Origin of the sequence: Acinetobacter sp. WCHA29 (genome assembly GCF_002165335.1) — a bacterium.
Lineage (GTDB): Bacteria > Pseudomonadota > Gammaproteobacteria > Pseudomonadales > Moraxellaceae > Acinetobacter.
The window spans coordinates 122,424-137,059 of record NZ_NHRQ01000003.1; the positions used below are offsets into that span (position 1 = coordinate 122,424).

The following is a 14,636-nucleotide window of genomic DNA, read 5'->3' on the forward strand; positions in this document are numbered from 1 at the left end:
AAAGAAATATTTAATCAAAGTGCAACATACAATAATCAATTGTCAATGCATATGAAACTTCCGCATAATGAGCTGAAATCAAATTCTAAATTATGGTCTAGGATGGCGCAGCAAAACGCAGTACAGCAAACACCATTTTGGTATAACTTTTTACTGATATGTCTCAAGCCTTTATACCGTTGGAAAATTAAACAACGGGCTGAAAGTGATGCACTATTTCAGCAAGAGTGTCTAGAGCGTTTTGGACCATTTCAACCCCCTAAAAATTTAAATACGATTTGGTTTCATGTGGTATCGGTTGGAGAAACGAATGCTGCTCAACCTTTGATTGAGCACTATCTAAAACTTGGACATTCAGTTTTAGTGACCAATACCACTAAGACAGGACAAGCCAGAGCCAAGAGTTTATTTTCCGAAAAATATCCAGCACTTTTTCAGGCGGTCTATTTGCCTGTTGATCAAAAGCCATTACTGAAACAATTTTTTGAGCTATATCAGCCGAAGCTACTCGCTCTAGTTGAAACTGAAATTTGGCCAAACTTAATTGCCCAAGCGAAACAGCAACAAATCCCATGTATCTTATTGAATGCTCGTCTTTCAGCAAAATCAGCGAAAGGTTATGGCAAAGTTCGCCGTTTAACACAGCCGATGTTGCAGCAACTCACATGGTTGTTGGCTCAGGACATCGCGACACAACAGCGTTATATGGATTTGGGGCTAGATCAAGCTAAAAGTCAGGTGGTGGGTAATATCAAGTTTGATATTGCAGCACCACAACACTATATCCAGCAGGCGGAACAGTTAAAACAACATTGGCAATTGCTAGATCGTCAGGTGATTACCTTAGCTAGCACCCATTCACCTGAAGAAGAAAATTTATTAAGACAATTACAACCACATTTAAATTCAAATCCAAATTTGCTCTGTATTGTGGTACCGCGTCATCCAGAGCGCTTTGATGAGGTGTATAAAATTTGCCAGAGTTTAAATTTAAATACGCAACGCCGTAGTCTTAAACAGCCAATTCAAACTGATACACAGGTTTTCCTTGCCGACAGTATGGGCGAAATGTGGCTGTGGTATGCACTCAGCCAAGCTTGTTTTGTTGGTGGTTCATTGAATGAGCCAGGTGGCGGACATAATATTTTAGAACCGATGGTTTTAGATGTACCGACTGTGATTGGCCCACGCTATTTTAATTTCCAAAGTATCGTAGATGAGTTTGTAGCGGAACACGGAATTTTGATTGGAACAGATGCAGTGCAAGTAGCACAGCAACTTTTGAGTTGTTTAGATGACCGAATACAGACTCAGCAATTGATTGAACAGGCTGAATTGGTTCTACAAAGAAATAAAGGCTCACTCCAAAAGCATATTCAATTGATTGATCATTATTTAGAATTTAAAGCTTTGTCATGAATATTGTTTTACTTGAACCTAATCAAATCACGACAACAGATAATATCTGGCAGATTGAAAATAAACGTCAACTACAACATTTACAACAGCATATTCAGTTGAATTGTGGTGATACTTTAAAAGTCGGCGTGCGTAATGGTCAACGCTATCTTACGGAAGTAATATCTGTTTCTGAGCAACAGATTTGCATAAGACCAATTCAGGTTGAAGCAATCCCAGCAAAGTTACCTGTGCATTTAATTCTTGCTTTGCCACGTCCTAAAGTGTTACGCCGTATCATCATGGATGCGGTGACTTTAGGTGTGGAACGGATCAGTTTGATTCATAGTTATCGAGTGGATAAAAGCTATTGGCAAAGCCCATTTTTACAGCAACTCGATGATTATGTGACTTTAGGTTTAGAGCAAGCAGGCGACACGATTGCACCTGAAATTCAATTGTATAAACGCTTTAAACCTTTTGTTGAAGATGTTTTGACTACATTTATTTCGGATCAGAAACCTGCTTATGTCGCACACCCTTATGCAGAACAGCAGATGCCTTACGCGATTCAACATTCATGTCACTTAATTGTTGGCCCAGAAGGTGGATTTATTCCGTATGAGGTTGATCTGCTCAAAAAAAATGGCTGCCAAGCGATGAGCTTAGGCAACCGAATTTTACGAACTGAAACGGCAGTATCACATATTTTAGGGCGATTATTTATCTAAGTTCTCTGTATGATCAGATTGATCACCACGATACACTTTGACTTCTTGTACTGGGTAAGGAATCGAAATTCCTTTTTCATCGAAGGCTGTTACAACCAGTTCTTGAATTTCACTAATTGATGCAGATGTGGTGGTTTCTGTGGTATTTACCCACCAACGGACGGTTAAATTAATTGAGAAATCTGCAAGTGCGGTGACATTGACCGAGAAACTGGGTTGGCTCAGTACATTGAGATTACGGTCTAAAATATCCATAATGATTTTTTTTGCTTTCTGCATATCATCTTCATAGCCAATACCAACGACAAACTCACAACGACGACGCTGATAGGCATTGTTCACTGTCACGGCACTGGTATACACCGTCGCATTGGGAATGACGATACGGCGACCATCTGGAGAACGCAGGAATGTGGCACGAATCTGGATATCCTCAACATTGCCTTCAAAACCATTCACAACAATATCATCGCCGATGCGGAAAGGTTCACTGAGTAAAATTAAGATACCTGATAGCAAGTTTTGGAAAATATCTTTGAAAGCAAAACCGATCGCAACAGAACCGATTCCCAATGCTCCGATTAACTGGCTTGGGGTGAAACCTGGAATAGCGATGACCAATGCAATTAAAAAACCAAAGAATAGAATAAAAGTGCTTCCGACACGGTTGAGAACCAATACTAAGTTTTGTCGGGTATAGCTACGGTTTTCCAAAGTTTTGCGAATAAAGAATTTAAATAACTTAGTCAGTAGCCAAAAAATGACAAATACTGTGATCGCAATACAGATATAGGGCACACGCTCCCAAAAGCTATCCATAATTTTATCGATTGTTGTATAGGCATCATGATATTTTTCAGTATGTGCCAATACCGTTTGCGTGGTTTTTGCACCTGCTTGATGAATCAATTCACCAGTATCTTTAGCGACCTCAGTTAATGTCGTTTGCTCATTTGCCACGGGAAAATCTCTATTTCGCAACGTAAGGAATTTATTAGGGGAGCTATCATAATGAATTTATGCTGATCATGCATGATAAATTCCGTAACGGTTTTATTTATTGAGTAGTTCAAATTTGGCTGTTCGATAAAGTATTAAAAATACTCAGTTGTATTTTGTAAGATCTGGGTTGGTGTACCCCAAAAGTCAGGGCTAGCAAAATAATAGCTAAAGATAAACATGCCAAATATCATCATTAAACTGAATATAATCATGATCCATGCAAATAGTTTTTCCCATATGGTGGATGGGCGGACATCGCCATAATCATTGCGATGAGGTGTGCCTGCTGCAAATAAGACATAAAGTGTAAAAAAGAATTGAAGGATTGGCACCAGTAATAATAGACATAGCCACCCTGTTTTATTCAGATCATGTAAACGTCGGATTAAAAAAATGATCTGAAAATAAAAACCAGCAAACCATAGTGCAATCAGCGCAATTCCTCCGATTCCTGAAAATGCAGATAAGATTGGTTCATGAATCTGTACATCATTTACACTTAGACTCGCCGAAATTGTGGCAATAAGAATGAAAAGAACCGTCCAACTGACACTCAACAAACCATACCAACCTAGATAGCTTAAGCGATTAAAACGTCCTTTAGCAGATAAAGGATGATCGTATTGAGGCTGAATTGGGGCAGATAGTGTTTGATCGAACATGATGAATTCCTATTTTTTGATTATTAAATCTTTTAAGGTCTTAGCAATGATCAAAATAATCACTTATTTTAAAAGTAAAAAGCATAGACAAGCAGTTCAAATTTAAATTATTTTGAGTAAATTTTTGAAAAAAATTTGGTTGCTAAAACATAACATTCTTACGACCAAAGCCGCATTGTTTGCTCTTGTAAATGATGACCATACTGCAAGAGAAAACAAAATATACCCGAAAAATAGATGTGTATATCTAAGGTATGAAATAAAAAACAAAGGAAGTGAGCTATGAAAGAAATCTACCCAGTGCCTGATAAATTCAAAGAAATGGCAAGAATCTCGGAAGCAGACTATTTCAAACGTTATCAGGATTCAATTGAGCAACCCGAAGTATTTTGGGCACAGGAAGCAAAAAATATTGATTGGATCAAACCATTCACACAGGTTAAAAATACAAGTTTTAACGCAGATAATTTCAAAATTGAGTGGTTCGCCGATGGTGAACTGAATGTTTCAGCCAACTGTTTAGATCGTCATCTTAAAGATAATCCTTTAAAGCCTGCGATTATCTGGGAAGGTGATCATCCTTCACGTCATAAAATCATCTCATTTTCTGAACTACACGATGAAGTCTGTCGTTTTGCCAATGTGCTAAAAAAACAAGGCATTCGCAAGGGTGATCGTGTGGTGCTATATATGCCAATGGTGCCTGAGGCAGCGATTGCCATGTTGGCCTGTGCACGAATTGGTGCTGTGCATTGTGTGGTGTTTGGTGGGTTCTCACCAGACTCATTGGCTAGCCGTATCGAAGATAGTCAAGCAAAATTAGTGATTACTGCGGATGCGGGCATGCGCGGCGGTAAGCTTATTCCACTGAAAGAAAATGTAGATGCAGCCTTAGAAATTGATGGCACCAGTAGTGTCGAAAATGTGATTGTGGTGCATCGTACAGGGAATCCGATTCAGTTCAATGCTGAGCGTGACGTTTGGTATCACCTTGCGATTATGGAAGTAAATGAACACTGTCCACCAGAACCGATGAAAGCAGAAGATCCGCTCTTCATTCTGTACACCTCGGGCTCAACAGGAAAACCGAAAGGCGTGTTACATACCACAGGTGGTTATCTGGTTTATGTCAACACTACTTTTAGAGAAGTCTTTGATCTCAAAGAAGATGATGTGTATTGGTGTACTGCAGATGTAGGCTGGATTACGGGACATAGTTATTTACTTTATGGTCCGTTGAGTAATGCCACTACTACGGTCATGTTCGAGGGAATTCCACAATATCCAACTTGGGCACGTATTGGTCATGTGATTGATAAACATAACATCACGATTTTATATACTGCACCAACTGCAATTCGCGCCATGATGCGTGAAGGCGATGCCTACGTGCGTGAAAGTGATCGGAGTAGTTTACGTTTGCTGGGTTCAGTCGGTGAACCAATTAACCCTGAAGCATGGAACTGGTACCATGAAGTGGTGGGTGAAGGCCGTTGCCCAATTGTCGATACTTGGTGGCAAACAGAAACAGGTGGCATTTTAATTTCACCATTGCCGGGTGCAACTGCACTCAAACCGGGTTCAGCAACACGTCCATTCTTTGGAGTACAACCTGCGTTAGTCGATGGCGAAGGAAATGAATTGGACGGAGCAACAGAAGGTAATTTGGTCATTAAAGACTCATGGCCGGGCCAAATGAGAACGATTTGGGGCGATCCAGAGCGCTTTATTGAAGCTTATTTCTCAACTTTTAAAGGCTATTATTTTACTGGTGATGGTGCACGCCGTGATGCCGATGGCTATTATTGGATCACTGGGCGTGTTGATGATGTACTGAACATTTCAGGTCATCGTTTAGGGACAGCCGAGATTGAAAGTGCATTGGTTGCACATGAAGCAGTGGCTGAAGCGGCAGTTGTTGGTATGCCACATGACATTAAAGGTCAAGGGATTTGTACTTTTGTCACCTTGCAAGCCGATGTGGCGGAATCTGAGGAGCTACGGAAGGAGTTGGTGAGCTGGGTGCGTAAAGTGCTTGGGCCTGTAGCAACCCCAGATGCACTGCATTGGGCACCTGCTTTGCCAAAAACCCGTTCAGGTAAAATCATGCGCCGTATTTTGAGAAAGATTGCTGCCAATGAGTTGGATAGCTTAGGCGATACCTCAACATTGGCTGAGCCGGCTGTGGTTGAGCATCTGATTGCCACGGTTTATCCAAACCGATAAACCTATTCAAATTTAAAAAGAGCGTTCGATCGAACGCTCTTTTTTTCTGCATGATTTAATTCTGTGCTAAAAAATCAGCCGTGTTTTGTACTGTGGCAAAGAAACCGAGTGCAGATAAAAATGCCGTTTGTACATCGGCTGCTTTGACGATCTTAGCATCATGTTCAAGATCACGGGTTGCAGTGGCATCTGCGATCACAATGGGTTGGTATCCAAGTTCTTTGGCTGCACGTGTCCCTGAGTCAATACAGACATGGGTCATCATACCTGTGATCACTAACTGTTCAACTTGATGCTGTTCAAGGATGGTTTGAAGATTGGTTTCCAAAAAGCTATTGGGAAAATGCTTTTTGACAATCACTGATTGATCTGTGACTTTAAGTTGAGGATGTAATTCAACACCCACGGTATTTTCCTGAAAGAAACTGGCAGAGGTAGGGTTAATATGCTGAATATAAATAATCGGTAAATTGTTTTGAATAAAATGGTCTTCCAATAGATTGGTTTGCGCTAGAGCAAGCTCTGGATTGACCAATTCCATTTTGCCATTTTTAAAATAATCGTTTTGGACATCAATAATCAGTAAGGCTTGTTTCATCATTTTTTTCTTCCAACGTTAAGATAAAACAAGAGTAGGGGAAGTGTGAAAAATCCGCTATATTCAGATGAAAGCATTGTTGCTGGTTTTCTTTCGTAATGAAAAATGAATATTGAACTTGATCCGATTGATCTGAAAATTATTGAATTGCTAAAACAAGATTCGCGTTTAAGCCATAAAGAAATTGGACAGCGGGTGCATCGGACTGGGCAGGCCGTTGGCGCTCGTATTGCACAGTTAATGGATGCAGGCTTTATCAAAAATTACACCATCGCGATAAAATATGAACATAAACAATTCATCCAACTGTTTATGAATGATCAGCAAGCTTTTATTGAGGTTGAGCGTTTGGTCAAACAATATGAGCAAGTGGATGAGTGTTTTAAAATTCTCGGCAACGCCTGCTATATGATTGTTAGCCATTTTAATCCATCACAATTAAATGAATTTATTGAGCAACTGTCGCAGTGGTGCCGATATTCGGTTGAAACGGTCATGCGGGAAATTGAGACCCGTTAAAATAAAAAAAGCCCCAAGCCGAGCCTTGGGGGAAGATTTGCCATTTCTTTTGTTTTTCTTCTTATTCAGCACTGAAAACTAAGCTGATTTTGCTGCGAGACGCTGTTCCTGTTGTTGCTCAAGTTGACGGACTAACGGTAGAACTTTTGCTCCAAAATATTCTACTTCTTCAATAAAATGTAGAAAGCCTGAAAGAACCAAATCAACGCCAACATTCTTTAAGGCCACAATCCGTTCCGCAATTTGTTGCGGAGTACCGATCAGATTTGTTTTAAAACCATCATTGTATTGAACCAAATCATCAAAGGTCGATTTTGCCCAATTGCCCTCACGCTCAGGGGCTGCTGCACCTGCTTCACGGGTGGCATCACCGAAGGCATTCACCGCTTCGACATTGGCTTGAGCTATGATTTCATTCAGTACTGCTTTGGCTTCTTCCTCAGTATCACGGGCAATGATAAAGGCATTAACCCCAATCTTGACTTGTCTGTTGGCTAACTTTGCTTTGCTGCGGACATCATCAACTTGCTTCTTGATTTCTTCAACGCTATTGCCGTTGGTAAAATACCAGTCTGATACACGCGCGGCCATATCACGTGCTGCACGGGAACTGCCACCTTGAAACACTTCGATATAAGGTTTTTGCAAAGGTTTCGGTTTAAGCGTGTAATTTTGGAATTGGTAATATTTGCCATCAAAGCTGTCATTGTCAGCTGTCCAGATACCTTTGAGGGTACGAATAAATTCCTCCGAACGAACATAACGTTCATCATGCTCAGGCCAAGGTTCGCCAATCGCATCAAATTCGCCACGGAACCAGCCGCTGACCACATTAATCGCAATACGCCCTTGGGTGAGGTAGTCAATGGTCGCTAGTTGTTTAGCGGCGAGTACAGGTTTCCAAGGGCCTGGTAGGATCGCTGCAATGACTTTGAGTTTTTCGGTTTTTGCCAATAAAGCATGGCTGAAACTCACGGATTCATGTTGGTTTTCTGCGCCATAGCCAGCGGTAAAACGGATTTGTGTAAGGGCATATTCAAAGCCGCTTCGTTCCGCTGCTTGTGCGAGGCGGACATTATAGTCGTAGCTCCAGTCAGTACGTTGTTCAATGTTGCTTACAACGAGACCACCACTCACATTAGGAACCCAGTAGGCAAATTTAATTGCTGATGTTGTTATTGTCATCGTTGTATCCTCCATAACAGATATGGTTTATGCGACGTGGGTTAACTTCTTGGCTGACTTCGGGTGTAAGCGAGATTCAGCTGCATCCAGATTCGGTACTGCCGCAGATGGTAAGACTTCTGCTTGTTCGATTTGCTTATTGATGCCGAGATTCTGATTGGCTTGCTCAGTTTTGGCTTTGATGGCAGCAGCACGTTGGCCTTTGGCAGGTGCCCATTCCAAAATTGGTAAAGCACGTGCCACAGCCAAGGTGACGCGATCAGACAATTGCTCGCTTTTAACCGTATATTCAGGCGTGAAATCACGATCAGTGGCATAGACCCCGATCGGTAAGGTTTGTGCTTGGAAAAAACTGAATAAAGGGCGTAATTGATGTTCTAACACCAGTGCATGGCGGTCACTGCCACCTGAAGCGGCGAGTAAGACAGGTACATCAACCAAAGCTGTTTGCTCAACAAAGTCGAAGAAATGCTTAAATAAGCCCGTAAACGAAGCACGATAAACAGGTGTTCCAACAATCAATGCATCTGCGGCTTCAACGGCAGCCAAATCATCTTGTACCCGTTGTGGCAGTTGATTACGATAAATTGCCCCGCCTAGTAAAGGCCCAATTTCACTCAGCTTAACGAAATGCACTTTAATATTAATTGCTTCAGACAGCTCATCCAGAATCGCCTGAACTAAACTTTCTGTTTTTGATGGGCTGTTTAAACCACCAGATACTGCAACAATATTAAGGGGAGTAGAGAGAGTATTGTGATTGGACATAATAGCGGCCTAAAAGATCATTTCGAATTGCTATTTATTTATCTACACCGCATGCCAAGTTGTAAAATAAGGAAATGCTGCAAGCTTATCTGTTTTGTATATATACCAATAAAGGATTCAGTAGAAAAAATTAAATGAATTTAATACTCTGTTTCTATTGGTTATTTCTGTATAGTAGGTATTGATTGGTCTATGTTGTGTGAGTTATATCAATGTTTGTATTGTTTTGCATTTATGATGAAATAAACAAGTTTTGATGTCTAACCAACAGTTCATTTAAAAAATAGGCTAAGATAGATTAAATTTGAATAAACACCGTACAGTGACGTACTCGCAGACAGCTCAGCGCTTATGAATATTTTAATTGTAGACGACCACCCTTTATTTAGACATGCTTTAATTCAAGCGGTTCGATATAGTCTTCCTCAAGCACAGATTCAGGAAACTGCTGATGTCGATGAATTCTATGAGCGCTTAGAGCATGGTGCAGAACCTGATCTCGTATTACTTGATCTGAATTTACCCGGCGCATCTGGTTTTTCTGCCTTGGTATACGTACGAGCACAATACCCAGCGATTCCAATCATTGTTGTATCAGCACATGAAGAAGTCTCGATTATCCAACGTGCAATTGCACATGGTGCAATGGGGTATATCCCGAAATCATCACACCCAAGTCATATTGGCGAAGCAATTAAACATGTATTAGAGGGTGAAATTTGGCTACCGCCGAATTTAGCCATGCATCATGGTTTCGATCCAAGAGCTGCGGATGAAACCGCGTTGGCAGAACGTCTGCAATCGCTTACACCACAACAGTTCCGTGTATTGATGATGGTGGCAGAAGGTCTGCTCAATAAACAAATTGCTTATGAGTTAGACGTATCAGAAGCCACGATCAAAGCGCATGTCACGGCTATTTTCCGCAAATTAGGCGTACAAAACCGTACGCAAGCTGTTTTAGCAATTAGTGCATTAAATATCGAAGATAAAAAGATGTAATTAACAAGTTGAATAACTCATTCGTTTATTCAAATGTTTAAAGACAATAAAAAAACCCAGTTCATGAACTGGGTTTTTTTATGCATAGATGCTGAATTAGAACATCTATGACTGCATTAGAAGCGTACTTTAGCGTTTAAGCCAACAGTTTGCATATCTTCATCAGTACCTACAGCATTCGCATTTAAATAGCTTGCACCTACAGCAACTGCTGGAGTAATAAAGTAGTTTACATTAACGCCCCAAGCTGAATCAGGTGTATCTGCAAAACTTGATTTAGCGTATGAAACACCTGTGCTAAGTTTAGAGTTTAGGTACAAATCAGTTTTTAACTCGTATGCAGTGTCTTCACCGTAAACGATACCTGTTTCGAAACCGATTGACATAGGCGTGCCATCGATAGCACCAACGTATTTAGTACGAGCAGTGATTGCATCTTGCTTGTCAGCGATAGTCGCTGTTTCACCAACTGCTTTACCAAAACCTTTATTTAAGATTTTGAAAGTATCCAAAGAGGTTTGTTCAACAACGTTCGTATAACCTACAGCAACAAGGAAGTTAGGAGCGATCACCGAACCAAATTCAACAGCCCAACGCTGACCACGGTCATCATTCTCGCCATATTTACCGTCATTGTCAGTCGCGCTATAGCTTAAGCTTGCATACGCTGGTGTATATGGAGTTGGTACATAAGCTTCAGCTTTAACACCTACGTTTTGAGATTTAGTATCATCAAGATTAGCAAAGTTATATCCAAGAGCTACATTTGATGCTTGGTTAACAAAAGCTGCTTCTGCTAAAGGACCTTTAGATGCATCTACATTTTTGAAGTAGTAAGTTGCTTGTCCGCCAACAGTGTAATTATTAAAATCTCTGTTTTCATCGTTAGAATCTAGAGCTTCAGACTGACCTTGGATTTCGAATTGGTAAGCTTGAGCACCGGTCATGGCTAATAATAAAGCAGTGGCTAAACCGAGTTTTTTCATAATAATTTCCAGCTTTTACAGTAAGGAGTAAAGTTGGATTTCATTCTATTGTAACAAAATATGATGTCAATGTAATAAATGACATGTTCCGACAAATGATCATGTAAGATAATAATGGTGGTTAAAAATTGCTCTGCTAGAGTTTCGGTTGTCAACTTTAGAAAAAATATAATATTAATATATAGATAAGATATTTTCTTATGTTTATTTAAGCGAGTAATCTTGTTTTGAAACGATGTATCTTAATTGGTTAATTAGATTGAGTTTATCGTTTTTTTCGTTTTAATATGTCGTAAAACTGTAATAAATCACCAATAAAAATGTGATTTTAATCTCATTAAAATTGTGTTATGTGATTAATTTAATTTGTAAATGAAGCATGACAATTAAAAAATTTGGGAAGTTCAATTTTAAGAGCTAATTTAATTTGGAAAAACGATTGTAAATTTAAACTTGATCTATTTAATCGACTTTACTTTTTGAGATATAATTCACATAATGGTTGCGGAGAGGTATTTAATTTGCATTTTATTCTCTCGTAACATTTTCTCAATATATTGTGTTTTACTAGCTCGACTTTCCCCAAGGTTGAGCTTTTTTTTGCCCGTTCTTTATCCATTTTTTAAGATATGACCTTTGAGTTGGCGTAAATTCAAGCTAGAGAAACGGAATCAACCTAAATTTACGCCAGTACTTGAGAACCCATTAAATTTATTTCAACATTGGCTTCAAGAAACGCCCTGTGTGAGAAATCTCAACTTCAGCGACTTGCTCAGGTGTACCTTCGGCAATGATTTGACCACCACCAGAACCACCTTCAGGACCAAGGTCAATTACCCAGTCTGCGGTTTTGATCACATCCAAATTATGCTCAATCACCACAATGGTATTACCCTTATTGCGTAGCTCATACAAAATGTCGAGTAACTTAGCAATATCATGGAAATGTAGACCTGTTGTCGGCTCATCCAAGATATATAAGGTTTTACCTGTATCACGTTTTGCTAACTCACGCGCTAATTTAACCCGTTGCGCTTCACCACCTGAAAGCGTAGTTGCTGCTTGACCTAAACGAATATAGCCTAGACCTACTTGAATTAAGGTATCTAAACGGCGGTGAATCACAGGAATGGCACTAAAGAATTCAGCAGCATCTTCTACGGTCATTTCTAACACGTCTGAAATGTTCTTGCCTTTATAACCAACCTCTAAAGTTTCACGGTTATAACGCTTGCCATGGCAGGCATCACAAGGCACATACATATCAGGCAGGAAGTGCATTGCGACCTTGATCATGCCGTCGCCTTCACAGGCTTCACAACGTCCGCCTTTCACGTTAAACGAGAAACGACCTGCGCTGTAACCACGTGCTTTGGCTTCAGGCGTTTGTGCAAATAACTCACGAATTGGGGTAAATAAGCCTGTATATGTGGCAGGATTCGAACGTGGGGTACGACCAATCGGACTTTGGTCAATATCAACCACTTTATCTAAGTGCTGTAAACCATCAATCGAATCAAACTTTTCTGCGGTCAGTGTGGTTGCACCATTGAGCTGGGTCGCAGCCAAAGGTAATAAGGTACGGTTAATCAGCGTTGATTTTCCTGAACCTGACACGCCTGTGACACAGGTCATAATGCCGAGAGGAATGGTCAGATCGACATTTTGCAGGTTATGTCCACTCGCACCAGACAGCTTGATCACTTCATTTGGACGAGGTGATTGGGTACGCTGTTTCGGTACTTCAATCTTCAATTTGCCTGAGAGATATTGACCTGTAAGGGAGTCAGCATGGCTTGCCAACTCATCATAAGTGCCTTCGGCAATAATTGCACCACCATGAATACCTGCACCAGGACCAATATCAATAATATGATCCGCAGCACGAATCGCGTCTTCATCATGCTCAACCACAAGCACCGTATTACCCAAATCACGTAAGCGAATTAAGGTTTGTAATAGGCGATCATTGTCACGTTGATGCAGACCAATAGATGGCTCATCCAGTACATACATCACACCCATTAGGCCTGCACCAATTTGTGATGCAAGGCGAATACGTTGTGCTTCACCCCCTGATAATGTTTCGGCTGAACGTGCAAGACTGAGATAATTTAAACCGACACTGACGAGGAAATGTAAACGTTCACGAATCTCTTTAAAGATTTTATCGGCGATTTCACCTTTAGCACCTTCAAGATTCAGGTCTTGATAATAGTTTTCTGCATCACCAATCGACATCTTGGTGATTTGTGCAATGGTCTTATCTTTAACACGAACATGACGTGAAATTTCGTTTAGACGTGAACCATCACAAGCATCACATGCTGCATTGGATAAATATTGTGCGAGATCATCACGCACATAATTCGATTCAGTTTCACGATAACGGCGTTCTAAATGTGGCAGAATTCCTTCAAAGGCTTGTACACGACTGTGTTTACGACCACGTTCATCGATATAACTGAGGTCGATTTTCTCTCTGCCTGTGCCTTGTAAAAATTTCTTTTGGGTGTCTTTATCTAAACTATTCCAAGGTTGATCGAGATCAATACTGAAATGATCCGCAACTTTTTGCAGCATGGTGTAGTAATACGGACGTTGTCTGTCCCAACCACGAATCGCCCCTTGGCTGATTGAAACCTCTTGATTTGGAATCAGTTTTTCCGCACTAAAATGGCTACGAGTCCCCAAACCATCACAGACAGAGCAAGCACCAAATGGATTATTAAATGAGAATAATCGTGGTTCAAGTTCAGCTACGGCACGGTCACATTCAGGACATGAATGTTTTGCAGAGAACACACGTTCAGGATGTTCGCCATTTATCCACGACAACACCGCAATATCACTACCTAGACGTAATGCAGTTTCAAACGATTCTGCAATACGATTGCCGAGATCGTCACGGACTTTAAAGCGATCAACCACGACTTCGATGGTATGTTTTTTCTTTTTGTCTAATTCAGGTGGGGTATCAATATCAATGATTTCACCATCGACACGCGCACGGACAAAACCTTGACCTTGTAATTGTTCAAATAATTGGGTGTATTCACCCTTACGCTCGCGTACTACTGGTGCAAGTAGCATCAGGGCAGTGCCTTCTTCCAGTCCTTTTACCGCATCAACCATTTCAGAAATGGTTTGTGCCACCATTGGGAGATCATGTTCAGGACAATAAGGCGTTCCAACACGTGCGTAAAGCAAACGCAAATAGTCATAAATTTCGGTAATTGTTCCGACAGTTGAACGTGGATTATGGCTAGTTGATTTTTGCTCAATCGCAATTGCAGGTGATAAACCTTCAATTGAGTCAACTTCAGGTTTTTCCATTTGCGAAAGGAATTGGCGTGCATAAGCTGAGAGTGATTCGACATAGCGACGCTGACCTTCAGCATATAAAGTGTCAAATGCAAGGGATGATTTTCCTGAACCTGAAAGCCCTGTGATCACCACAAATTTGTCACGTGGAATATCGAGTGACACATTCTTTAAATTATGGGTACGTGCGCCTCGAATACGGATATGACTTTGGCTCATGAAAACATCTCAGTAA

Annotated in this window: 12 protein-coding genes; 5 read left to right on the forward strand and 7 right to left on the reverse strand. The window is 40.6% G+C overall.

What is annotated here, in order from left to right; all coding sequences use genetic code 11:
- Window positions 1-102 precede the first annotated feature (102 nt).
- Window positions 103-1,419 carry a 3-deoxy-D-manno-octulosonic acid transferase gene (locus CDG59_RS03375; RefSeq protein ID WP_087543604.1) on the forward strand — a complete coding sequence of 439 codons (1,317 nt, stop codon included), beginning with the start codon at window positions 103-105 and terminating at the stop codon, window positions 1,417-1,419.
- The gene (locus CDG59_RS03380) at window positions 1,416-2,129 is read left to right on the forward strand and encodes a 16S rRNA (uracil(1498)-N(3))-methyltransferase (protein ID WP_087543606.1); all 714 of its coding nucleotides are present in this window, start codon (window positions 1,416-1,418) and stop codon (window positions 2,127-2,129) included. Before CDG59_RS03375 ends, CDG59_RS03380 begins: the two co-directional genes overlap by 4 nt.
- Here the strand turns inward: CDG59_RS03380 and CDG59_RS03385 are convergent.
- Both CDG59_RS03385 and CDG59_RS03390 read right to left on the reverse strand, forming a co-directional pair.
- Entirely contained in the window at window positions 2,118-3,089 is a 972-nt protein-coding gene (locus CDG59_RS03385; protein WP_087543607.1) for a mechanosensitive ion channel family protein, read from the reverse strand. The two genes, CDG59_RS03380 and CDG59_RS03385, sit on opposite strands and share 12 nt — an antisense overlap.
- A gap of 134 nt (window positions 3,090-3,223) precedes the next feature.
- Window positions 3,224-3,793: a DUF805 domain-containing protein gene (locus CDG59_RS03390; RefSeq protein WP_005156807.1), complete on the reverse strand. Its 570-nt coding sequence runs from the start codon at window positions 3,791-3,793 to the stop codon at window positions 3,224-3,226.
- A gap of 282 nt (window positions 3,794-4,075) precedes the next feature.
- Between CDG59_RS03390 and acs the strand changes: the two genes are divergently transcribed.
- A complete protein-coding gene (gene acs / locus CDG59_RS03395; protein ID WP_087537034.1) occupies window positions 4,076-6,019 on the forward strand; it encodes an acetate--CoA ligase in 1,944 nt (647 codons plus the stop codon).
- A 55-nt stretch (window positions 6,020-6,074) separates the two neighbouring features.
- Here acs and CDG59_RS03400 read toward each other — a convergent pair whose 3' ends face one another.
- Window positions 6,075-6,617, reverse strand: coding sequence for a cysteine hydrolase family protein (locus CDG59_RS03400; protein ID WP_087543740.1), 543 nt, complete (start codon window positions 6,615-6,617; stop codon window positions 6,075-6,077).
- A gap of 105 nt (window positions 6,618-6,722) precedes the next feature.
- Here CDG59_RS03400 and CDG59_RS03405 point away from each other — a divergent pair, with 105 nt between their 5' ends.
- Window positions 6,723-7,136 carry an Lrp/AsnC family transcriptional regulator gene (locus CDG59_RS03405; protein ID WP_087537033.1) on the forward strand — a complete coding sequence of 138 codons (414 nt, stop codon included), beginning with the start codon at window positions 6,723-6,725 and terminating at the stop codon, window positions 7,134-7,136.
- A gap of 78 nt (window positions 7,137-7,214) precedes the next feature.
- Here the strand turns inward: CDG59_RS03405 and sfnG are convergent, their stop codons facing one another.
- Entirely contained in the window at window positions 7,215-8,321 is a 1,107-nt protein-coding gene (sfnG, locus tag CDG59_RS03410) for a dimethylsulfone monooxygenase SfnG (protein WP_087543609.1), read from the reverse strand.
- A 27-nt stretch (window positions 8,322-8,348) separates the two neighbouring features.
- A complete protein-coding gene (gene msuE / locus CDG59_RS03415) occupies window positions 8,349-9,089 on the reverse strand; it encodes an FMN reductase (RefSeq protein WP_087543610.1) in 741 nt (246 codons plus the stop codon).
- 351 nt (window positions 9,090-9,440) lie between these two features.
- On the opposite strand from msuE, the gene CDG59_RS03420 reads away from it, so the two are divergent.
- Window positions 9,441-10,091, forward strand: coding sequence for a response regulator (locus CDG59_RS03420; RefSeq protein ID WP_005156795.1), 651 nt, complete (start codon window positions 9,441-9,443; stop codon window positions 10,089-10,091).
- Between the two features lie 116 nt (window positions 10,092-10,207).
- Here the strand turns inward: CDG59_RS03420 and omp33-36 are convergent, their stop codons facing one another.
- Both omp33-36 and uvrA read right to left on the reverse strand, forming a co-directional pair.
- Window positions 10,208-11,077, reverse strand: coding sequence for a porin Omp33-36 (omp33-36, locus tag CDG59_RS03425; protein ID WP_087543612.1), 870 nt, complete (start codon window positions 11,075-11,077; stop codon window positions 10,208-10,210).
- A gap of 711 nt (window positions 11,078-11,788) precedes the next feature.
- A complete protein-coding gene (uvrA, locus tag CDG59_RS03430; RefSeq protein ID WP_087543613.1) occupies window positions 11,789-14,620 on the reverse strand; it encodes an excinuclease ABC subunit UvrA in 2,832 nt (943 codons plus the stop codon).
- Window positions 14,621-14,636 lie beyond the last annotated feature (16 nt).

What these genes read in the sequence shown, in the direction of transcription:
- CDG59_RS03375 (WP_087543604.1), top strand. Translation starts at nt 103, where the DNA reads ATGGCGCAGCAAAACGCAGTACAGCAAACACCATTTTGGTATAACTTT.
- CDG59_RS03380 (WP_087543606.1), top strand. Translation starts at nt 1,416, where the DNA reads ATGAATATTGTTTTACTTGAACCTAATCAAATCACGACAACAGATAAT.
- CDG59_RS03390 (WP_005156807.1), bottom strand. Translation starts at nt 3,793, where the DNA reads ATGTTCGATCAAACACTATCTGCCCCAATTCAGCCTCAATACGATCAT.
- acs (WP_087537034.1), top strand. Translation starts at nt 4,076, where the DNA reads ATGAAAGAAATCTACCCAGTGCCTGATAAATTCAAAGAAATGGCAAGA.
- CDG59_RS03400 (WP_087543740.1), bottom strand. Translation starts at nt 6,617, where the DNA reads ATGAAACAAGCCTTACTGATTATTGATGTCCAAAACGATTATTTTAAA.
- CDG59_RS03405 (WP_087537033.1), top strand. Translation starts at nt 6,723, where the DNA reads ATGAATATTGAACTTGATCCGATTGATCTGAAAATTATTGAATTGCTA.
- sfnG (WP_087543609.1), bottom strand. Translation starts at nt 8,321, where the DNA reads ATGACAATAACAACATCAGCAATTAAATTTGCCTACTGGGTTCCTAAT.
- msuE (WP_087543610.1), bottom strand. Translation starts at nt 9,089, where the DNA reads ATGTCCAATCACAATACTCTCTCTACTCCCCTTAATATTGTTGCAGTA.
- CDG59_RS03420 (WP_005156795.1), top strand. Translation starts at nt 9,441, where the DNA reads ATGAATATTTTAATTGTAGACGACCACCCTTTATTTAGACATGCTTTA.
- omp33-36 (WP_087543612.1), bottom strand. Translation starts at nt 11,077, where the DNA reads ATGAAAAAACTCGGTTTAGCCACTGCTTTATTATTAGCCATGACCGGT.
- uvrA (WP_087543613.1), bottom strand. Translation starts at nt 14,620, where the DNA reads ATGAGCCAAAGTCATATCCGTATTCGAGGCGCACGTACCCATAATTTA.